The organism is uncultured Clostridium sp. (genome assembly GCF_934754925.1).
Taxonomy (GTDB): Bacteria; Bacillota; Clostridia; order Clostridiales; family Clostridiaceae; genus Clostridium.
In genome coordinates this window covers 53,382-75,422 of sequence record NZ_CAKVJA010000008.1, presented here as the reverse complement: position 1 = coordinate 75,422, position 22,041 = coordinate 53,382, and the positions used below count along the sequence as shown (strand labels likewise).

General features: G+C 25.9%; 22 protein-coding genes. 9 read left to right on the top strand and 13 right to left on the bottom strand.

From position 1 onward, the window contains the following. From Q0G30_RS04950 to Q0G30_RS04920, 7 genes are all read right to left on the bottom strand, one after another. A partial coding sequence (locus Q0G30_RS04950; RefSeq protein WP_294387299.1) for an alkaline phosphatase family protein occupies window positions 1–316 on the bottom strand: 316 nt, incomplete at its 3' end. Between the two features lie 22 nt (window positions 317–338). Then, complete coding sequence (locus Q0G30_RS04945; protein WP_294387297.1) at window positions 339–875, bottom strand: ectonucleotide pyrophosphatase/phosphodiesterase; 537 nt, start codon at window positions 873–875, stop codon at window positions 339–341. A gap of 143 nt (window positions 876–1,018) precedes the next feature. After that, window positions 1,019–2,446: a HAMP domain-containing sensor histidine kinase gene (locus Q0G30_RS04940; RefSeq protein ID WP_294387296.1), complete on the bottom strand. Its 1,428-nt coding sequence runs from the start codon at window positions 2,444–2,446 to the stop codon at window positions 1,019–1,021. Between the two features lie 4 nt (window positions 2,447–2,450). Continuing rightward, on the bottom strand, window positions 2,451–3,134 hold the full coding sequence (locus Q0G30_RS04935) for a response regulator transcription factor (protein ID WP_221700086.1): 684 nt from the start codon (window positions 3,132–3,134) through the stop codon (window positions 2,451–2,453). A 67-nt stretch (window positions 3,135–3,201) separates the two neighbouring features. Further along, complete coding sequence (locus Q0G30_RS04930) at window positions 3,202–4,557, bottom strand: hypothetical protein (RefSeq protein WP_294387294.1); 1,356 nt, start codon at window positions 4,555–4,557, stop codon at window positions 3,202–3,204. A 204-nt stretch (window positions 4,558–4,761) separates the two neighbouring features. Then, entirely contained in the window at window positions 4,762–5,601 is an 840-nt protein-coding gene (locus tag Q0G30_RS04925; protein ID WP_294387292.1) for a S1-like domain-containing RNA-binding protein, read from the bottom strand. 8 nt (window positions 5,602–5,609) lie between these two features. Then, entirely contained in the window at window positions 5,610–6,113 is a 504-nt protein-coding gene (locus Q0G30_RS04920) for a gamma carbonic anhydrase family protein (protein WP_294133625.1), read from the bottom strand. A 131-nt stretch (window positions 6,114–6,244) separates the two neighbouring features. Here Q0G30_RS04920 and Q0G30_RS04915 point away from each other — a divergent pair, with 131 nt between their 5' ends. After that, complete coding sequence (locus tag Q0G30_RS04915; RefSeq protein WP_294387289.1) at window positions 6,245–7,273, top strand: CehA/McbA family metallohydrolase; 1,029 nt, start codon at window positions 6,245–6,247, stop codon at window positions 7,271–7,273. Between the two features lie 155 nt (window positions 7,274–7,428). On the opposite strand, the gene Q0G30_RS04910 is transcribed toward Q0G30_RS04915, so the two are convergent. Beyond that, on the bottom strand, window positions 7,429–7,785 hold the full coding sequence (locus Q0G30_RS04910) for a hypothetical protein (protein WP_294133618.1): 357 nt from the start codon (window positions 7,783–7,785) through the stop codon (window positions 7,429–7,431). Window positions 7,786–7,989: 204 nt separating this feature from the next. On the opposite strand from Q0G30_RS04910, the gene Q0G30_RS04905 reads away from it, so the two are divergent. Together Q0G30_RS04905 and Q0G30_RS04900 are read left to right on the top strand one after the other, a co-directional pair. Next, complete coding sequence (locus Q0G30_RS04905) at window positions 7,990–8,457, top strand: Lrp/AsnC ligand binding domain-containing protein (protein WP_133014714.1); 468 nt, start codon at window positions 7,990–7,992, stop codon at window positions 8,455–8,457. An 82-nt stretch (window positions 8,458–8,539) separates the two neighbouring features. Next, complete coding sequence (locus tag Q0G30_RS04900) at window positions 8,540–8,740, top strand: DUF378 domain-containing protein (RefSeq protein WP_294133615.1); 201 nt, start codon at window positions 8,540–8,542, stop codon at window positions 8,738–8,740. 36 nt (window positions 8,741–8,776) lie between these two features. Here Q0G30_RS04900 and Q0G30_RS04895 read toward each other — a convergent pair whose 3' ends face one another. Next, window positions 8,777–10,519, bottom strand: a complete 1,743-nt coding sequence (locus Q0G30_RS04895; RefSeq protein WP_294387286.1) for a phosphoenolpyruvate carboxykinase — start codon at window positions 10,517–10,519, stop codon at window positions 8,777–8,779. A gap of 177 nt (window positions 10,520–10,696) precedes the next feature. On the opposite strand from Q0G30_RS04895, the gene Q0G30_RS04890 reads away from it, so the two are divergent. Continuing rightward, window positions 10,697–11,575, top strand: coding sequence for a ComEC/Rec2 family competence protein (locus tag Q0G30_RS04890; RefSeq protein ID WP_294133606.1), 879 nt, complete (start codon window positions 10,697–10,699; stop codon window positions 11,573–11,575). A gap of 80 nt (window positions 11,576–11,655) precedes the next feature. Here Q0G30_RS04890 and Q0G30_RS04885 read toward each other — a convergent pair whose 3' ends face one another. Beyond that, window positions 11,656–12,462, bottom strand: coding sequence for a ribonuclease H-like domain-containing protein (locus Q0G30_RS04885; protein ID WP_294387284.1), 807 nt, complete (start codon window positions 12,460–12,462; stop codon window positions 11,656–11,658). Window positions 12,463–12,691: 229 nt separating this feature from the next. Here Q0G30_RS04885 and Q0G30_RS04880 point away from each other — a divergent pair, with 229 nt between their 5' ends. From Q0G30_RS04880 to Q0G30_RS04870, 3 genes are read left to right on the top strand one after another with little or no spacing between them, the layout of a single operon-like run. Then, window positions 12,692–12,913, top strand: a complete 222-nt coding sequence (locus Q0G30_RS04880) for a ferrous iron transport protein A (protein ID WP_195467058.1) — start codon at window positions 12,692–12,694, stop codon at window positions 12,911–12,913. Window positions 12,914–12,938: 25 nt separating this feature from the next. Continuing rightward, on the top strand, window positions 12,939–14,696 hold the full coding sequence (gene feoB, locus Q0G30_RS04875; protein ID WP_294387281.1) for a ferrous iron transport protein B: 1,758 nt from the start codon (window positions 12,939–12,941) through the stop codon (window positions 14,694–14,696). 16 nt (window positions 14,697–14,712) lie between these two features. Continuing rightward, window positions 14,713–14,844: a FeoB-associated Cys-rich membrane protein gene (locus Q0G30_RS04870; RefSeq protein WP_294387278.1), complete on the top strand. Its 132-nt coding sequence runs from the start codon at window positions 14,713–14,715 to the stop codon at window positions 14,842–14,844. An 84-nt stretch (window positions 14,845–14,928) separates the two neighbouring features. On the opposite strand, the gene argS is transcribed toward Q0G30_RS04870, so the two are convergent. Then, window positions 14,929–16,620 carry an arginine--tRNA ligase gene (gene argS / locus Q0G30_RS04865; protein ID WP_294387275.1) on the bottom strand — a complete coding sequence of 564 codons (1,692 nt, stop codon included), beginning with the start codon at window positions 16,618–16,620 and terminating at the stop codon, window positions 14,929–14,931. Window positions 16,621–16,842: 222 nt separating this feature from the next. Between argS and Q0G30_RS04860 the strand changes: the two genes are divergently transcribed. After that, window positions 16,843–18,360 (top strand): Ppx/GppA family phosphatase, encoded by a 1,518-nt coding sequence (locus tag Q0G30_RS04860; RefSeq protein WP_294387272.1) that lies wholly within the window; start codon window positions 16,843–16,845, stop codon window positions 18,358–18,360. A 10-nt stretch (window positions 18,361–18,370) separates the two neighbouring features. Here the strand turns inward: Q0G30_RS04860 and Q0G30_RS04855 are convergent, their stop codons facing one another. Both Q0G30_RS04855 and Q0G30_RS04850 read right to left on the bottom strand, forming a co-directional pair. After that, window positions 18,371–19,021 carry a site-2 protease family protein gene (locus Q0G30_RS04855; RefSeq protein WP_294387269.1) on the bottom strand — a complete coding sequence of 217 codons (651 nt, stop codon included), beginning with the start codon at window positions 19,019–19,021 and terminating at the stop codon, window positions 18,371–18,373. Between the two features lie 171 nt (window positions 19,022–19,192). Next, on the bottom strand, window positions 19,193–20,602 hold the full coding sequence (locus Q0G30_RS04850) for an LCP family protein (protein WP_294387266.1): 1,410 nt from the start codon (window positions 20,600–20,602) through the stop codon (window positions 19,193–19,195). Between the two features lie 444 nt (window positions 20,603–21,046). On the opposite strand from Q0G30_RS04850, the gene rocF reads away from it, so the two are divergent. Beyond that, the gene (rocF, locus tag Q0G30_RS04845; protein WP_294387263.1) at window positions 21,047–21,946 is read left to right on the top strand and encodes an arginase; all 900 of its coding nucleotides are present in this window, start codon (window positions 21,047–21,049) and stop codon (window positions 21,944–21,946) included. The last annotated feature ends 95 nt before the right edge of the window (window positions 21,947–22,041 follow it).

Below are 22,041 nucleotides of genomic sequence, written 5' to 3'. Positions count from 1 at the left end.
TTTTATCTTTCAAATAAATATATGAACTTCCATCACAGCTTTTTGCTATCGCCATATAACTTTTTATTTTATTATTTTTAAGCTTTATAATATTATTTTTATATAATATTGAGTTCAATTTAACAGCCTTTTTAACATCTAATTGCGAATGATCCCCTAATGCTATTATTGTTGAATCATTATAAATTCCTGCAAATTTTAATACTTCTATTATTTCACCTAATCTTTTATCATGTCTTTCTAATGCTTTAATAACCTTACTACTTTTAGTTCCATAGTTATGTTTTTGACTATCTACATCTACTAAGTGTAACAATAATAAATTAGGCTTTTTCTCTCTAATTGTTTTTTTTTGCTACCTCAACTGCAAAATTATCTAAATAAGGTTGCTGAATACCATTTCTTAAATATCCAAATCTTTTATTCATCTTAAATTGATAAATTAAACTTCCTGCCATTGCTGACTTTATAATTTGATTATCATAATTCCTAGTACAACAAATCTCTGGCATATTATAAGTAATTTTACTTCCTCCACTTACAGGCCATAAAATGGAACAGGTTTTCAATCCCTGTTTTTCTGCTAAATCGTAAATTGTATCTCCCTTAATTGACTTACTATACCAGTACCAATTAGGATTATCATGTTTAAAATCTATAACCGTATTATTTATAATTCCATGATTTTTAGGATATCTTCCTGTTACTATAGTTGCATGCGCAGGATATGTTAAAGAAGGATAAATACTATCAACATTTTTAATTAATGCGCCTTCTTTTATAATTTTTGAGAAATTAGGCAGTTTTCTTAACACTTCTAAATCTTCACAAGAAACTGCATCAAAAGATATTACTATCATATACTTATTTTTCATTAAGCCCTCCAAATATAAATCTACTTATATATTATTATATTTATATTTATTTTAAGTTAATTTTCTGTAAATTTTTACCTCACGATTATATCTTAACATTTTTTCTATATATATTGCACATAAAAATAATTCCTAAAACCAATTTAATTGATTTTAGGAATTATTAGCTTAAATTCTATAATATTTTCTTCTATCCTATATTCTATTTTAGAACTATTCTCCTCTGCTAATTTATTGCATATATAAAGTCCTAATCCCGAACTAGTTATACCTTCTTTTTCTAATATACTATCATCACTATGTTTAACAAATGGCTCTAATAGGCTTCCCCTTATTTTTTCTGGTATATTATAAATTTCATTTGTAATTTTAAAAATACTTCTATTTTCCTCACAATATACATCTATATTTATATATTCTCCAGCATTATATTTAATTGCATTATCTAAAAGATTAATTAATATAGTATTAATTTCTTCTTTATTACATTTTACTTTTGCACTTTGTATATTATCTTTCACCTTAATATTAGACTTAAGTAATCTAACATTAATATCTCTTATTTTTTTACTACTTATCTCTGCTAAATCAAATTCTTCTTTAATTAAGCTTTTCTTTACTTCTCCTCTAGAAATTTCAAGAATATTTTTCACCAATGAATTTAATTTATTGCTTTCTTTAAGCATTCTTTCTAATGCTCTATTTCTAAATTCCTCATCCATTTCTAAAATATTTTCACCATATAATAATTGTGCATAACCGCTTATAGCTGTTATTGGTGTTTTAAGCTCATGAGTAGCATTATTAAAGAACTCTCTACTTTTATTTCTTTCTTCTATTATAATTTCCATCTGATTCTTAATTTCATTTTTCATGAAATTAAAATTAGTTGCTAAAATTGAAACTTCATCTTTTCCTTCTATTTTAAAGTCTTCTATCTCTTCTCCCTTTCCAAATGTTTCAATTGCATCTGATAATTTATTTAAGGGATTAGTAAACTTTTTAACAATAACCCATATTGCAATTATAAGCATTATTAAAATAGCAAATTGTCCAACAAAAATAGTTATTAATATTTTTATATTTTCACTATATTCATTAAAATAATCCTTTTGAACTATAATATTTCCATAATAACTTTCTTCAATATATATTGGATAATTATAAGTAGCAATATAAGATTTATCTATCTTTGTAATCATAAGCAAAGATTTTTTATTTTGACTTTCCTCTAAAATTGAATTTACCTTTTTTTCATTTATTAAATTTCCTCTGCTTTTTATAATTTTACTATCATCTAAAGCTATTGCAATATATTCACCAAACATATTATATAATCCATCAACAATATTCTTTGCTCCCTCTTCTAGCTCTAATTCACTTCCACTAGTATCACCTTGAAGCATAAAAAAGTTTCTTGCCATAAACCTTATAGTTTCCATATTAGACTGTATAGATTTTTCTAAGTTATTGTTTATTATAATATAAATATAAATACTAAGAAAAATATTTAATATTCCAACTATAAGAATTGACCATAATGTAACTTTTCCTCTAATAGTATTAAGCATTTTATTACCTCATTACATAACCAACACCAAATACGGTTTCTAGTACTGTGCTGCTTTTCTCCTCACCAAGTTTAGCTCTTACCCTTCTAATATGAACATCAACAGTTCTTAAATCACCATCATATTCATCTCCCCATACCTTGTCCAATAATTCTTCTCTTGAAAATACTATATTTTTATTTCTATATAAAAAACTTAGTAAGTCGAACTCCTTCTTTTTTAATTCAATTTCAATTCCATCTTTATATACTTTTCTATCATTTAAATTTATATATAATCCTTTATCTAACATTTCCTGGGTAATATTAGACATAATACTATTATTTTTGCTAACTCTTCTAAAGATGCTTTTTATTCTTGCTGTTACTTCTCTAATTTCAAAAGGCTTTGTAATATAATCATCCGCTCCTATCTCAATACCAAGAATTTTATCTATAACATCATTTCTCGCTGTTAACATTATTACAAATGCTTTATCACAAATTTCCCTACATACTTGAAATCCATCTTTATCTGGAAGCATAATATCTAAAAGAACTAAATCTGGCTTAAATGTTTCAATAATGTTTATTGCATCTTGTCCTTTATATACCCCTCTGACCTCATATCCTTCTTTTCTTAATGCGAATGTTAATATATCATTTATTGAAATTTCATCTTCAACTACTAATATTCTCTTTTTCTCCATATAACCAATTAAGTCCCCCACTCTAACGAAAATTATTCTCTTAAAATAATTTTATCATATAAATTTATCATTCAATATCTAAATAAAATAATTCATGCTTCACTTTCCCATTATCATCAAAATATTGAGTAAGCATTCTTTTTTCTTCATCATCAAATACAACAATCCACGGATAATTTTTAAATTCATATACGTATTCTATTTTATTATCTTTTATTTTTCCTAAAAGCACCTTAGTTATAATGCCTTTATCATTACATTGTTTAAGTATTAAATACTTATTTGAATTAGTATTTGATATATAATTAAACTCTTCATCTTCATTAAAAACATTAATCTCTTTGCTTTCTATATCAAATAATATAGTATTCTTTTCCTTCTGAATAACCTCTACTGAATAATTATTTTTATCCTCTATTTCACTAGTATCTATTTCTTCAGTAATAAATGTACCTAATATAATACTATTACCTAGTACTTTACTAAACCAAGTTTCAGTCATTCTTTCTCCTAAATCAATTGTATATAAATGATTTATACTATATTTATCATCATGTATTTCTATTTCATAAATTTCATTTTCCTTTTCTCCGCCAAAAGCATAAAACTTATTATTATTTTTTGAATACATTACTTTTGTAATCAAAGGAAATTTCCCGCTATAATTATCCTCTACTGTTATTGCTTTATCTTCTTCATAGTCATATAAAACCATTGCTGTAGCATAACTTTTAAAATTACTTGTATCAAACTTTCCATATAAATTTCTATAAGAAAACTCTAAATTTTCATCATTCTCATCATAAATAAAATTTGCTACTACTCTATAAAAATAATTATCACTTCCTACAACCGAATAATATTGATCACTTTTCCATGCTTTTTCATTACCATAATATTTTCTATCAATATACTCTGCATAATACCCGTCTCCAATAGAATCATCCTTATCTGCTGTTACTCTAACTTCTTCTGGATTACTTAAAAACTCAATTTCTACTTTTGGAAGTTCCTTTACCTCTTCAGTTACACTATCTTTAATAATATATGATGAACCAGAATCTTTAATATTTCTAGTTAAAGTTCTTCTATTTTTCTCTCCACTATTGCTATAAGCCTCCCACATTTCTATTTCCCTTACTTTAACCAAACCCTCTTCTTTTGAGTAATATACACTATAGTTTTCTTCAGTATCTATATCCTTAGATTGTAAAACACCATAAATCCTATCTTCATAAAAAAAACGTGGTTCGAATTTAAAGCCTTCTTCTACTTCTATCTCTATCTCTTCACTTGTTATTTTTTTAGAATTCCTAATTTCTTCCATTAACACATTATCATCTACTACTATTGTCTTATCCTTTTCTATACACCCAACAAAAGTAAATATAACTATTAATAAAAAATATATAATCTTTCTCATATACTCTCCCTTACTTTCTTAATTAAATATAATATAAATTCATCTTTCTAATTCAATAATACACCCTACTTATTTCATAATATAATTTACTTATTGCCAAATTGTTGCCTAGCAAAAATATTTATTTTTATCAATGAAAAAAAGCACTGTATCCACAGTGCTCTCAATAAACTCTAAACTTAACTTGCCACTTAAAACTTGTTACTAGATAAGTCTGCTTCCTTCTTTATCTTGAGTAAGCTTTCCTGCTTTCATAAGTCCGCCTAAAGCCATTTTAAAATAATTCTTACTAGTTCCAAAAGTAGCTTTTATATCCTCTGGGTTAGATTTATCATTGAATTCCATAAATCCACCATTTTTTCTCATATAAGTTACAATTTTCTCTTGAAGTTCGTCTCTTTCACTTAATCTAGTTTTTCTTGGAGTTAATCCTATTACACCATCTTCATAAACTCTCTTAACTCTTAATTGCATTTCATATCCTGGATGAACTTCATTATAATATTCATTAGGTAATACTAATCCTCTATATTTAGCATCAATTGCAACATTTAAAGTTCCTGAAGGAGTCTTTGAAAATACCATTGCAGTAACTTCATCTCCAACTTTAAATGTTCCTTCTTCAGCAACTTCAATATATGGCTCCACGTCTGTTGTAGCTGCAAGTCTGCCTGTCTTATCTACATATATGTAAAATAAATATTTTTTCCCTGTATGTAATTTATATCTTTGTTCTTTTAATGGTACAAATATATCTCTATCTAATCCAAAATCAACAAATGCACCAAACTCACCTTGCTGTACAACTTTTAAATAAGCAACGTCTCCAACTACAGCTAATGGTTTCTTAAAAGTAGCTATTGGTCTGTCTTTTGAGTCTCTGTATATAAATACTTCAACCTCCTTACCTACTTCTACTCCCATTCCTTCTGCTAATGATTTAGGAAGTAAAACATCCTCTTTACTTTGTTTATCAATTAGATAAAATCCAAAGTCCTTTTCTCTATCTACTATTAAAGTATTATATTCTCCTATTCTTAACATATGTCCTCCTACTTTTTATATCTTTTACTTAAATTTACGTAATTATCTGATGACTTTCTAATGCTTTTTATTTCATCATCAGTTAATTTTCTAACTACTTTTGCTGGATTTCCTAAAATAAGAACTCCTTCCGGAAAACTCTTTCCTTGAGTTACTAAACTTCCTGCTCCTATAATAGTATTCTTACCAATTTTAGCATCATTTAATATTATTGATCCCATTCCCACTAAAACATTATCTGAAATATCACATCCATGAATTATAGCCCCATGACCTATAGTTACATTTTTCCCAATATTACAGGGAGAATTAATATCAACATGTACCACTGAATTTTCTTGAATATTAGTATTAGCACCAACTATAATTTTGTTCATATCAGCTCTAAGCCTAGTTCCAAACCATATATTTGCATTTTCATTAATTTCAACGTTTCCTATTATATCAACACTTTCTGAAATATATGCACTTTTACTTATCTTAGGATTAACTCCATCAAAACCCATAATCATATTTTTAACTCCCTCTTGGTTATATTTATCCTGAAAGTTTCACTTTATTTTATCACCCTTTATAATTATTGTCATTATTTTAATGACTTTAATACTATATATTAATAGTGAATAATTTTAAGGGGCGAATTATGAGTAAAAGTAAGCATAAACCCAAAGTAATCTTTGATCAGAATAAATTAAAATATTATTATGGTATTCCCCATTGTCATTCTAGTTATTCAACTGGCAAAGGTACTCCATTAGACTTATATGAATTTGCTATAAAATGCAATTTAGATTTCTTATTTGTAACTGATCACAATGATTTTCTTCCAAATAAAACTACAGTTAAAGATCGTACTCTAACAAAATGGGATGCAACAAATTATTTTGCTAATAAAACAAGAAGAAATAAAGATGACTTCTTACCTATTGTTGGTTTTGAATGCAGAACTGTTCCTTTTGGTGATTTTAACATAATAAATCCTAATAGCTTTTTTACTGGCACTATAAAAGACTTAAGATTGTTAACTTTATGGATGCTTAATAACCATCAAGCTTTTATAATAATTAATCATCCTCACAAAGAAATTGGTAAAATTCAATATAACGAAGTTTTTAATAAAATTATTACATCTATAGAAGTTTATAATGGTAATCCTGCAAGTAAATATACCAAACATGAAAAATACTATTATCAATTGTTAGATAGTGGTTGGAAATTAGGTGCTGTTAATGGTCAAGATAATCATAGAATTAATTTTGACCAATCTGATAATTTAACTGCATATATTGCAAATGATTTTTCTAGAAATGCATTAATTGATGCTTTTAGAAGTCATAGAACCTACTCAACTGAATCACGATTTTTAAAATTACATTTTACTATCGATGAAACATTTATGGGTGATACATTATCAATTTATTCTTCTAAAATAAAGTTTTCAATTTTTACTGAAGATATTAGATATAAAATAAGGGAAATTCAAATAATATCAAATGGTGGTATCATTATAAAAAAAATTGAAGATATTAATTTAAATAGCATTAAATATATATATGAACATCAAAGCTTACAATCAGAAACTTGGTATGTTATTAGAGTAATACAAGATGAAAATAAAATTGCAGTAAGTTCTCCAATATTTATTGTTCATTTAAATAATAACTATACTTAAAAAGTTTCACTTAAAGTTACATAAAAAATACAACTTTAAGTGAAGAAAGTTGTTTTATTAAAAATAAAAAGCATTTAATTTTAATATTCCCTTTATAGAAACTAATTTTAAAAATAAAACTATTTCTATAAAGGGAAAACTCAAAATTAAACGCTTTATTTTTTATTATTTTGTGCATTATTTAAATGCTTTACTCTATTAGGCTTAGCCTTAGGTCTAATTTCAATTTTCTTTTCTTTCTTTTTAGGACCACCTGTTGTTTGAATATCCATAAACCATAAAAAGAATGTTACTGTTAATATTGTTAGTAAAAATGATACCCACCAAATATTCTTTCCTATGATAACAGGCATAAATATTTGTAAAACAAATGTTGCTATAGCTATACCAAGAGGTATATACTTATTAATTCTAACTTTTGAAAATACATACTTGTTTCCTAAAAACATTATTCCAAATACAATTGCTAATAAAACAATGAAATAAAGCAATGTTGATAAAAAATTACCCATCAATAGCTCTCCTTCCTATATCTTTCTACTATATATATTACTGTCTATTTAACATATTTTCAACCCACTTTAACTTCCATATATTGATAATTTATTAATTATTTGATTATTTCTCATAATAACTTTTATTTTACACTTCATTTTTTATATAAAATTTGATAAAATATATAAAAGATATTATAAATTTATTAAAGGGGTGTTATTATGGGTTTAAACCAAGCCTATCAACTTGATGAATTAGATCTTCAAATTTTAGATATATTAATTAAAGATTGTAGAACTCCATATTTAGAAATTGCAAGACTTTGCCATGTTAGTGGTGGTACTATCCATGTTCGTATGAAGAAAATGGAGGAGCTTGGGATAATTAAAGGAACTAAAATTCTTTTAAATCTTCCTAAACTTGGATATGATGTTTGTTGTTTTGTAGGTATATATATTGATAAAACATCATCATTCTCAGAGGTTTTTGAAGAAATGTCGAAAATTAAAGAAGTTGTTGAATTACATTTAACTACAGGCGATTATTCTGTATTTGCTAAGGTTATCTGTAAAAACATAAGTGATCTTCAAGATATATTATTAAACAAAATAAATGTTATTTCTGGAATTCAAAGAACTGATACTATTATATCTTTAAATCAGCCTATTGATAGAAACATTTCCATTTAATAAATAAATTTGATGGTATGAATATAAATTTCTCCTTTGGAAAAAATAACTATGTTATTAAAACTAAAGGAGTTGTTTTTTTATGAAAGCAGTTGATATTATAGCACTTATACTTATTATAATAGGAGCTATAAATTGGGGATTAATAGGTTTTTTTCAATTTGATCTTGTTGCAGCAATCTTTGGTGATATGAGTACATTTAGCCGAATTATTTATGCAATTATCGGTATTGCTGGATTATATTCTATATCATTTTTTGCAAGAGACAAATTTCAAAAATAATAAAAAATAGCCTTGTACATGCGTACAAGGCTATTTTTATAGTGATTTTATAATATCAAACAATTCTATTGCAGCTTCTCTTGGTCCATCTTGTTCCTTTCCCTTAACTCCAAGACATGTTTTAATTTGCCCAACTTTTACATTTGTATCAAACATTATTTTAAAATATCTATCTATTAATATATTAGTTTCTTCTTGTTTTTGTGCAGGTCCAAATGGATTTGCAAAGTAGCTTTTAACTAACCCCTCTTCAGTTGTAGTTCCCTTTGCCATTCTTGGCCCTGACTTAAATAATTTTATTGCATCTTCAGCATTATTAAAATATTCAATAGCTTTATGATTTTCTGTTATATCAGTAAAATTATTAGCATATAAAAATAAATCTACCTTATACCCCTTTATTATCTGACTATATGGTGCTACAGGAGTTACTAATCTTGCATTTATTTTATCTGGATTCATAAATATACTTCTATCTATTTCTCTAAAGGCATATCCTTGAGCTAAATCATCTAATCTAACAAAAGCACCTATTTCTGTACCATATCCATATATTTCACCATTAATTTCTTTAAAAGTACCCATATCATCAAAAATAACATTCATATTACTTATATATTCTTCGCTTAGAGTTCTAAAGGCTTCCAAACTTTCTGATTTACCTGCACCACTATCACCCATTATAACTACATTAGCTTCTTTTCCATTTTTCATTTGAACATTTACCATTGCACCATGTATAGGTAAATAACCTCTTTTTATCATTATTAAATTATGCAATGTTAATATCATCTTTTTCATATATCCAAAATAATCTATTTCCTCAGAATAATTTATATATCCAAGCATTATATTATTTTCATCATCATCATAGAAAACTGTTTTTAAATCTTCTCCATCATTTATTCCAAATACAAAAACAATATCAGGACGTCTTCCCCTACATTCCTCTCTCTTAGCCATTTCAAATAAATTACATAGAGTTATTCCATGATTCATAAAATCTCTATGAAAAAATATATATGCTATTAATTCTCCAACTTTTGCTGGATAGCAGAACCAATGTTCTTTATTTATATGTGTGTACTTTAAAGGATTATTATGAACCTCTGAAAACATTCCATTTCTTGTATTCTTCTTAGGATATATTATAAATGGTGGTTCCAATAAAATACAATCTATAAAATTAATATCCTCCAGAACCTCATATCCATTTGGAATTGGCCATAATAATTTATTTATCATTATACTACAATTTCCACCTGCTGTTATTTGTCTAAATACTTTAGGATTTCTTCCTAATACGTTTTGTTCAATTTTTCTATAGAACTTTAAAATTAGTTTTTCAAAAGCTGAATTTGCTTCCGTAAAATTCATAGCCGCCAAGCCTTGACTAATTTTATCATTTTGAATAATAGTGTATCTCTCTAACCTTCTCCAAAATAAGTAAAAATCTTCTATTAAATTAATAAATTCTTCTTTATTACTCAAAATATCACTATATCTTGGATTTAATTCAACAATTTCCTTTGTATCTATTATAGTTAATAATTTAAAAATCTTAGTAATATCTTCTCTTAAACTTGATATTTCAGTAGTATTTAGAGAGTTAACTAGATATCTATATGATAATGTTCTCTTTTTTTCAGATTTCTTTAAATAAACACTTAAAACTCTCCTGAATCCCTCACTTTCTAACAGACTTTCAAAATTATTACAATACCTAGTTGAAAAATTCATCAATACTTTATCATTGCTTATTGAAAATTCCTTTTTCATCCTACTCCTCCTAATATTTTTATTTAATCTCGCTTCCAATGATACTTTATATAATTATACCATATTATGCCAATTAATTCACTTTACTAACCTTTTAAATATTTATAAACTTAAGATTTACTTATTTAATTTTTGTCAATAATTTTTAATATAAATTTTATTTAGGAGAGTTTAAGTATGAATAATTTCAAATTTGCTAATAATAAAATTTTTAAAATACTACTTCCTATTTTTATGGTTATTATTTTTATTTTCTTTTTTAATATAAAAAATAATAATACTAATTATGAAAATAAAATGCTTATTCATTATATAGATGTAGGGCAAGGTGATTGTATTTTAATTCAAGTTAATAATAAAAATTTACTTATAGACTCTGGCCCATCTAGCAGTAAAAAGAATTTATTAACTTATTTAAAAAAATTGAATATTAAAAAATTTGATTATATTATTGCAACACATCCTCATGAAGATCATATTGGAAATATGGATACCATTATAAAAAGGTATAATATTGGGAGCTTTTACTCCCCTAAAGTAATGACTTCATCTAGTACTTTTGAAAACATGGTTAGTGCTTTAGTAGATAAAAATCTTAAAATTAATATTTTAAAGAAAGGAGCTAAAGGAATTGATCTTGGCAAAAATGTAAAACTTGAAGTATTTTCCCCCTATGAAGATTTATTTAGTGATAACTTAAATGACTATTCTCCAATTATTAAAATTACTTTTTTAAATAATTCCTTTTTATTTACAGGAGATGCAGAAGTATTAACTGAAAAATTAGTTTTATCTGAAAATACTAATTTGAATTCTGATATTCTAAAAGTTGGACACCATGGTTCTTCAACTTCTACCTCTTCAAATTTTCTTAATTCAGTAAATCCCTCTATTGCAATAATATCTGTAGGTAAAAATAATTCTTATGGTCATCCTACATCCGAAGTTCTATCTCTCCTTGATTATTTTAATATTAGGACAATTAGAACAGATATTAATGGGACGATTATTGCTATTTCCGATGGAAAAAACATTTCCATATCTAGTGTTAAATAAAACTCCTATAAATGATAGATGCTCCTAAATAGTTAGGAGCATCTATCATTTAAGGATAAATTCCTTAAATTAATATAACTTTAATCTAAAATACAATCTTTAGTATTTTCAACTTCAGCTAATTTTATTTTTTCTTTATCTTCTTTTATATCTTCATCAACATCAGACTTTTCTTCAACACTATCTATTTTCTCTGCATCACTATCACACTTTTCTATATCATCTTCTAGTACATTATCTTCACTTTGTATATAGTCTTTCCACGCAATAAAAATCTTATATAAATTTACTACATCTTGTTCATTATATAGTAGTATTGTTTCTATTTTTTCTTTTGGCATTCTTTCAATATACTCTTTATCTTTTAATACTTTATGGAATGTTTTAGCCAAATTGGACCCACTAATAACATCCCCTTCTCTATATATATTAAAAATCTTTTCCAAATTTTTAAGACCTATAGATGTATTCATATTTCTTTCATATTCCTTTTGTATATCTAAGGATTTAAACTCCTTTTCAAAATCAAAATAAATATTATATTTATTAAATAAATATTTTATTACTGTAAAGTCATTGTTTCCGGAAAAAGTAACAATAACCTTTTTGCCCATTTTTTTCATTCTTGTAAAATATTTTTTTGCAAGTATAAGTATTTCAACAACCTCACTCTTATTTTCTATCATATACTGAGTTACATGTATCTTTTTATCAATATTATCATATATACAAGCACCAAATACGCCTATACACTTAGGCTTTTTATAAACATAATGCTCTAAATCAAAAAATATAATTTCTTCTGGATTACATTGCACCTCCTTACCTTCTAATATTCTTTTAAGATTATACTCTTCTACATCAACAAGATTTTCTCGAATAATCACGCTATCACTCTTTCTTACATTATTTATCTCCTGTTTTTAGTTATTATATCTATATCTTTTTATTATATCATGTTATTAATATAGTGAATACCTTTTATACTTCTTACTTTTTGAAATATATAGCAAACTTGTTTTTTATATGGTTCTTATATTGACCAAGCTATATTTTATTGATATTATATATTATGTTAGATTTTCTGATAATGATTTTCAATTAGAGGTGATATAAATGTGTATTTGTGATTTAAAGGTTGGAGAAAAAGCTAAGATATATGAAATAAACGGAAATAGTAAACTTAGTAAAAGACTTTATGCCTTAGGACTTATTGAAGGAACTGAAATAGAATTAAAAAGAATTGCTCCTTTAGGTGATCCTTTAGTAGTCAACCTAAGAGGTTTTGATTTAGCTATACGTAAAAAAGATGCTAAAAATATTATTTTAACAGCTTAATTATAAAAATAAAGGGGATGACAAAATGAAAAATGTAGCTTTGCTTGGTAACCCCAACGTTGGAAAGACTACACTTTTTAATAGCCTGACTGGTTCTAATCAAAGAGTTGGTAACTGGGCTGGAGTAACTGTAGATAAAAAAGAAGGATTCTTTGATGACTTTAAAATAGTAGATTTACCTGGCATATATGCCATGGATACTTTCTCAAATGAAGAAAAAGTTTCAAAAGAGTTTTTAGAAAATGGACAAGTAGATTTAATATTAAATATAATTGATGCTTCTAACATAGATAGAAATTTATATTTAACAATGCAATTAAAACAATTTAAAAAGCCTATTATTTTAGCTATAAATATGATAGATGTGGCCGAAAAGAAAGGTATAGATATAGATTATAAAAAGTTAGAAAAACTTTTAAATGTAACTGTTATTCCTATACAAGCATCTAAGGAAGAAGGTATATCTGATATAAAAAACACCTTAAAAAATATTAATTCTAATAAAATAGATAATAATGATTATATTTTTTCTTGTGAAAAGGAAACTTATACTTACATAGAAAACATATTAAGTCAGTGTACTAAAAAAAATAATGAATCTAAAAAAACTGTAAAAGAAAAATTAGATAATATAATGCTAAACCCATGGCTTGCTTATCCTATTTTCTTTGTAATTATGGCTTTAACATTCCAAGTAACATTTTCTTGGATAGGACAACCTCTTTCTGATTTATTAGATTCCTTATTAAATGACTCATTAGTGCCTATAATTGAAAACTTAATACATGGAACTTCACCTTGGTTCCAATCACTAATTATAGATGGTATCATAGGCGGAGTTGGTGGAATATTAGTATTATTACCTATAATTCTATCACTTTTCGCATGTATAACTATTTTAGAAGATAGTGGCTATATGGCAAGAGTTGCTTTTATAATGGATAAAATCATGAGAAAAATGGGCTTATCAGGTAAAGCCTTCATTCCTATGATTATTGGTTTTGGTTGTTCTGCTCCTGCAATTATGACAGCTAGAACTTTAGAAAGTGAAAAAGATAGAAAACTTACAGCTTTATTAGTTCCTTTAATGAGTTGTAATGCTAGATTACCTGTTTACAGTATATTTGCAGCTGTATTTTTCCCTAATAGTATTGGATTAGTTGTTGCTTCACTTTACTTCTTAGGAATATTATTAGCATTTATACTAGGTATAATCTTTAAACATACAATATTCAAAAATGAGGAAGAGCCTTTACTTATAGAGTTGCCTGAATACAAACTACCTTCATTAAAAAATCTTTTAAATCAGTTATATGAAAAGACAAAAGGATTTTTAGTAAAAGCTGGTACATTAATTTTTGCTATGAGTATAATCTTATGGTTCTTATCAAACTTTAATTTTTCTGGAATGACAGATGTTAATAATAGTATACTAGCATCTATAGGTGGCGTTATTGCTCCAATATTTAAGCCTTTAGGTTTTGGTAATTGGCAATCTTCAGTATCATTATTAACAGGTTTAATTGCTAAAGAAACAGTTGTTTCTTCAATGAGTGTAATATTTGCTGGGGACTTACAAGCAATGCTTCCTCTTCATTTCACTGCACTATCAGCATTATCATTTTTAGTATTTATTTTACTTTATACACCTTGTATTACTGTTGTTGGCACTATGAAAAAGGAATTTGGTCCTAAATTAACTTTATTCTCTGTAACTTACCAATTAGTTTTAGCTTGGATAGTTTCATTCATAGTATTCAATATAGGTTCATTATTTATTTAAAAGAAGGTGAATTTATTTGGAAATTTTAATTACAGCTTTATTAGTTATTGCTGCTGGATATATATTGTTTAAAAACATAAAAAAATCTTCAAAAGGTGGCTGCAACTGTTCAGGTTGTTCATCAAAATGCCCCAAGTATAAAAAATAAGAACTGCAAAAGCAGTTCTTATTTTCTTATAATAAACTATAACATTATTTTTTACTAAAGGTTTTCTATATTATATTTTAATTATTATATATTTTCCACTACTTCAATTCCCATTAAATCTAATGAATTCTTAATTATTTGACAAGTAGCTTCAACTAAAATTAATCTTGCTTTCATTAACTCCTCATCCTCCAAACTTAATATAGGATGAGAATTATAAAACTTACTAAAAGTATTAACAAGCTTTATTGTGTATTTTGCTATTATACATGGCTCTAACTTTTCTGTAGACTCACTAATTACCTTGTTAAATCCCTCAAGAACCCTAACTAAATCAGATTCCTCTTTAGAATTTAACTTTCTGAAATTTGGATTTACATCAAGTTCTTTAGCATTTTTTAATATATTTTTAGCTATTAAGTATACATATTGTATATATGGACTAGTTTCACCTTCAAATGATATAGCTTCATTTAAATTAAATACTATATCCTTCTCTCTTGGACTATTTAAACAAGTAAATATTAATGCCCCTATAGCTATTTTCTTAGCCGCTTCTTCTTTATTTACTAAACTTAAATTTTTTTCATTTATAATTTCTAAAGATTTTTCTATAGCTTTATCTATTAGATCATCTAATAGATGAACTTCACCAACTCTTGCAAAATAGCTTCTATCCTGAAATTTAAATAATCCAAATCTAACATGAATACAATCACTTACCCATTGGTATCCTAACAACTCTAAAACCTTAAATATTTTCTTAAAATATAGCGTTTCTGAAGCCCCAAAAACATATATGCATTTATCAAAATTATAAGTATTTTTTTTATAAATAGTAGCAACTAAATCTATTGTTTCATATTTTACTCTATTATTCTCTTCTAAAATAACACATGGTGGCATATTATATTCATTAAGCATTATAATTTGTGTACCATTGCTTTCAAATAATATTATTTTTTCTTTTAACTTATTAATTAAAGAATCAATTCTGTCATCATAGAAAGATTTACTTATATATGAATTAAAATTTATATTAAATATACCATAAATTCTTTCAAATTCTCTTAGAGTTAAGTCTTTAACTTTTTCCATTAATCCCTCTGTGTTCTCATTATTATTTTCTAACTCTTTAAAGTATAATCTTTTCTCTTTCTCTAACAATGAATAGCTTTTACCATCTTCACGAAACTTATGATATACTCTTAAAAGTTCAGTTGTTACATCTTCTACTAATGCTTTATCATTTCCCCATCTTTTATATGCATATATTATTTTGTCAAATCTACTTCCCCAATCCCCTAAATGATTGATTAATTCAACTTTATATCCCCCTATATTAAATAACTTATAAAGACAATTCCCTATTACAGCGCTAACTAAATGTCCTACATTAAAATAATCACCTATATTAGGTGATGAGCATTCAATACATATAGTTTTACCATTACCAATATTAGATTTTCCATAATTATTACCTCCTAGTAATATTTTTTCTAAAATCTCTTTTTTAAATTCACTTTTATCAATAAAAAAGTTTACATACGGTCCTAAATTTCGAACCTTTTCAAATCCATCTTTCCTTAACTTTTTATTTAGTTCTTCAGCAATGATATTAGGATCTTTTCTAAAAACTTTAGCCAATTGAAAACATGGAAATGCATAATCTCCCATTTCTATGCTAGGTGGAATTTCTATTAATTCCTCTATATTATGTAAATTTATATCAATTTGTTCTCTGATAACTTCAGCAACTTTCCTTTTATAATCCATAACTTATTCTCCTATTTTTATATTTTACTGAAATAATAAAAAAACGCCTCTTTGAAACACAAAAAGACGAATATATCTACCATAGCACTTAATTTTTCAATTTAGTTTTATTTAATTTATTATAACTAAGAAAAATATTTTTTGTCAATAAACCTTTATTTTTATTTCATTTTTATATATCATAATAATTATATAAAGTATTAATGATAGGAATGGTGTTATATGATTCGAGTTGGTATAATTCATATAGGTTCTAGTAAAATAAGATTAATGCTAGCAGAAGTAGAGGATGTAGGATATTTTAAAATTATAGATGAACTAAAGACTCCTTTTAAGGTTTGCTATGAATTATCTAAGAAATGTATTTTATGTAACGAAAAATTTAATTATATTCTATCTACATTAAGAACATATAAGTCTCTTTGTGAAGCCTCTGGTACTAAAGAAATATTTACTATTACAACTAGTTTTTTTAATGATTTAAAAGATAGTGAATCTATTGTGGATATGATAAAATTAAACCTTAATTTAGATTTAAAGGTTTTATCACCTGAAGAAGAAATTAAATTTACTGCATTAAGTGTGAATAGAAGTTTAAATATAACCAATTCTCTTATAGTTGAAATAACAGGAACATCAACTAATTTAATATCTATAAAAAATAAAGAAATTGCCAATTGGGAATTACTACCCTTTGGTGGAATAAATTTAGCTTATACATTCAATATAGCTGATAGGATATTAAATTCAAATTTAGATGAATCCACCTCTTTCGTAAGAAGTAAATTAAATAATATATCTTGGCTAAATGATAAATTTGAATCCATAGTTATTGTAGGTGATTTTGCTAAGACAATGGTTAAAATGGATAAATTTAAAACTCATTATCCCTTAGAATTAATTAACAATTATGAATTATCTGAAATAGGAATTCATGAACTTTATAACATTATAAAATGTAAGGATTTAAAGCTTCGTCGTAAAGTTGAAGGAATTGATTTAGATATGGTAGATAGTATATTTAGCTCTTTACTTATACTCAATGAGATAACCAAGACAGTATCGCCAGATAACATACAAGTATCTAATAATTCAATTAGGGAAGGACTTCTTTACGATTATCTTTATAAAAATTATGATGTAATAGAAAACATTTTAGATTATAGTATTTATGGTATATTAAACTCATTAAATGCTAATATTCCTCATGCACAACAAGTATACTTTTTATCATCTATTTTATTTGAAGAATTAAAACCCCTTCATAGATTAGATGATAAGTATTTAAATATATTAAAAACAGGAACTATGCTTCATGATTGTGGAGTTAGTATCAATTATCAAAATCATCATAAACACTCCTTCTATATTATTTTAAATTCATTTATTAATGAACTTACACACAAAGAGCATCTAATGAGTGCAGCTATTGCAGCTTCTCATAGATTTAATAATTATCATTTACCTTTAGCTCAATTTTCTTATCTAATCAATAAACTAGATATTGATATAATTAATAAAATTGGTGCATTAGTAAAAATTTCTGAAGGTTTAGATAGAAGTCTTGTTGGTGTAGTAAAAAAATTAAGAGTTTATTTTGATGATGAAAAAGTTATTATTACTGTCTCATCACCTAGCAACTTAGATGTAGAAATACATCAAGCAATGCGTGGTAGAGAGTTTTTTAAAGAAATATATCATAGAGATTTATTTATAGAAAAAGAAAGGTGGCAAAATTAATTGCCACCTTTTAAATAATTCCAAATATTAATTTTGCGAAAGCCATAAATCCATTCAAAATAAGGTTAACTGGTATTGATAAAATAGTTCCACCGATAAATATAATTGCAATAAGTATTAAAAATTGATATTGATATATTTTATCTGAAACCTTATAAAATGTTTTTGGCCATAAATCTCTAAATATTTCAAATCCAGCTAATCCTGGTATAGGCAATAAATTAAATACAAATAAACTTACATTTACAGTTGCAATTAGTAATACCATATTAATTAATATGAAGTATATTGTATCTGGTAAGATATTAGATAAAAATTTATATGTACCTACATATAATATTGTTCCTAAAAGACCTACTAATAAGTTAGCTAATGGTGCTGCAATAGAAACTTTTATTGCATCTTTATATCCTCTTTTATAAGCGCTTGGATTTGTGTTTAAAGGTTTAGTCCATCCAAATCCAGCTATTAAAATCATTATAAATCCAATTAAGTCTATATGTGCAGCTGGGTTTAAAGTTAGTCTACCTTGAAATCTTGGCGTTTTATCACCTAATTTATCTGCAACTAAAGCTTTTGCATAACCTTGGGCAGTAAAAGCTATTAATATAGCTGGTATTTTCAAAATTACTCCTAATAATTCCATTCTAAACGAGCTCATTATTTTATTCCTCCCTATTATTCTTTTAATTATTATATCATATATTATGGTATAAATTATCATATTAATAATAATTTAATAAACTTATATTAATAATATTGTTAAATATAAAAGCGATGATTTTACTCATCGCTTTTTATATTTTTACACTTAAATAACTTATTGAATTATTTAAACCTCTCCAGAAGGTGCTGGATTCTCTGGAGTAATCGTCTCTTCTGGAACTACTGGTTCTTGTGGCGTACTTGGCTCCTCTGGCGTACTTGGTTCACTTGGCGTACTTGGTTCACTTGGCGTAGTTGGCTCTTCTGGAACTACTGGTTGTTCTGGAGTACTTGGAGTTTCTGTACTTGTTCCACCATTATTACTATTATTACTATTATTATTGTTATTACTGTTGCTGTTGCTATTACTATTGCTATTACTATTACTATTGCTATTACTATTTGTATTACTAGATGGTGGAATAACAATATCTTCACTATTATCTATATAATCTTCTGGTTTAATATTATGCTTATTATTATATTCTTCTGACTCTGATTTGTATTCAGACATTGCTTCATTAAAGGAATTATAATCATATTCATCTGGATTTGGAAGCTTACCTTCAAATATAAATTGATCTAAGAACTTAGCATTTTGCTGCCTATCCATTAAAAATACCCAACCTAAGTTTTTATATAAACCACCATAAGCTAAATCAGGAATTGGTATTTGAAGTTGCTCAATATCTAAACTTGGGAACTTATATATAGTATATGCCATATTTAACGCTTGAATTGGCTCAATATTTGTTTTTATATACTCTAACATATTATTCATTATTCCTAAGTATTTACTTGGTTTAGTTTCTTTTAACTTTTCTGCTACCTTTATTAAAACTTCTCTTTGTCTATCAGTTCTTGCATATTCATCTCCAACACCTTTTCTTATTCTTGCATAAGATAAAGCTTGTTTTCCATTTAAAACTTGTAATCCAGCTTCTGTAACTGGGCAGTCATTTCCACCTGTAGACTCACCAATATACTTATTTAATTCATTAAGCATATACTCTTCTACATTTAGCTCTAATCCTCCCATTTGATCAATAATTGCTTCAAATCCCCAGAAATTAATAATTACATATTTATCAAGACTAATTCCATAAGTTTCTTTTATAGTTTCAATTAAAAGCTCCGGTCCCCCATATGCTAATGCAGCATTTAATTTTCCTTCTCCATGACCTGGAATATTAACTAGAGTATCCCTAAATAATGAAGTTAATCTTATTTGTTTTCTATTATTATCTAATGTAGCAATTATAATAGAATCTGCTCTTGACGCTTCATCCAATGTTCTTGCATCAGTTCCTATCAATAGAACGTTTGTTATCCCTTCAACTTCCTTATATTCAGTATCAGATATAGTTTCTGATGGATTTAATCCCGAATATATTTTGCTTCTAATATACATATATCCTGTTGCAAGAGTAGATATTAATAAAGCAAAAATAATAAATGTAGATATTATAACTTTCTTTTTAATTGACCACCCTTTCTTTTTAGAACGCTTTTTTCTTTTCCTATTTGATTCACTCATTACTGTTCCATCCCTTCAAAAATATTAATTTTTAATATTAAAAGTTAAATGTATGCATTATTATTTTAATTATAGTTTATGTAATTTTAATTTTATAATTATAAATTACCAAATATAATAATACCACATTTTACAGTAAATTTTAAATTTTTAATAATATTTTTGTAATTTGTTAAAATTTCATATAATTATTATAAATTTGCCATGTCAATATATTTATTTTATTCTTATTTTATGATTTTATTAAACAAATAATTTTAATTTTATACATTTTCTCCTTTAATATAAAACATCTTTTTTGTCATCTTGGATATAATATAAATAAGGTATTCATATATTTTGACAAATTTTATTAAATAAAAAGGAATTTAATATTTACTTATATTATTTAAAGTATTATTATAAGTATTGTGCAAAATTTAGTTAATTGATGGAGGTCTTTTTATGGATATAAGTATTATTGGAATGCCTCTTTTTTATGGTTGTGATAAACCTGGTGTAGAAAAGGGACCTGAAGAATTAAGAAAAAACAACCTTATAGATATTTTTGAAGAAAATCATAATGTTTATGATTTAGGAGATATTGAAGTTGAAAAAGCAAATGCTGAACATAAATTTTTAAGTAACCCAAAATTAAAATATTTAGATCAAGTTGTTTCGGCAAATAATGGACTAGCTGTTAAAGTTTTAAGCGCATTAGAAAATAACACTTTACCTTTTATAGTTGGTGGTGATCATTCATTAGCGTTAGGCTCAATTGCTGGTGCTAGTAAATTTTTAGGAAATGATTTAGCTGTAATTTGGATAGATGCTCATGGTGATATAAATACTGAAGAGACCTCACCATCTGGAAATATTCACGGAATGCCTTTGGCTGCATCAATGGGAATTGGATATAAAAAGTTAACTTCAATTTTCTTTGATGATTTCAAAATAAAACCAGAGAATGTTTTCATTCTTGCTTGTCGTGATTTAGACGCAGGAGAAATCGCTTTAATAGATGAGCTAAATATTAATGTTTGGACAAATGAAGATATAAATGTTAAAGGAACTGACGTGGTCGTGAATGAATTATTATCAATAATAAAAGAAAAGAATATAGAAAATATTCACCTTTCTTATGATATAGATTGTTTAGATCCTGAATATGTTCCAGGCACTGGAACTCCAGTTACTGATGGTCTATCTTTTGGTGAAAGTAAAATATTACTTGAATCTATCTTAGGTACAAGCTTGGTAAGATCTATAGATTTTGTAGAATATAATCCTGATTTAGATAAAAATAATAGAACTAAAGAAACTTGTATAGAGTTATTAAAACTTATATCTAAAATATTAAAATAAAAAAAATCACCTTTATATTAGTACTATATAAAGGTGATTTTATTATTATTAATTTGTTTATTAACATAAGTTATGATATGATAAAATGAATAAAT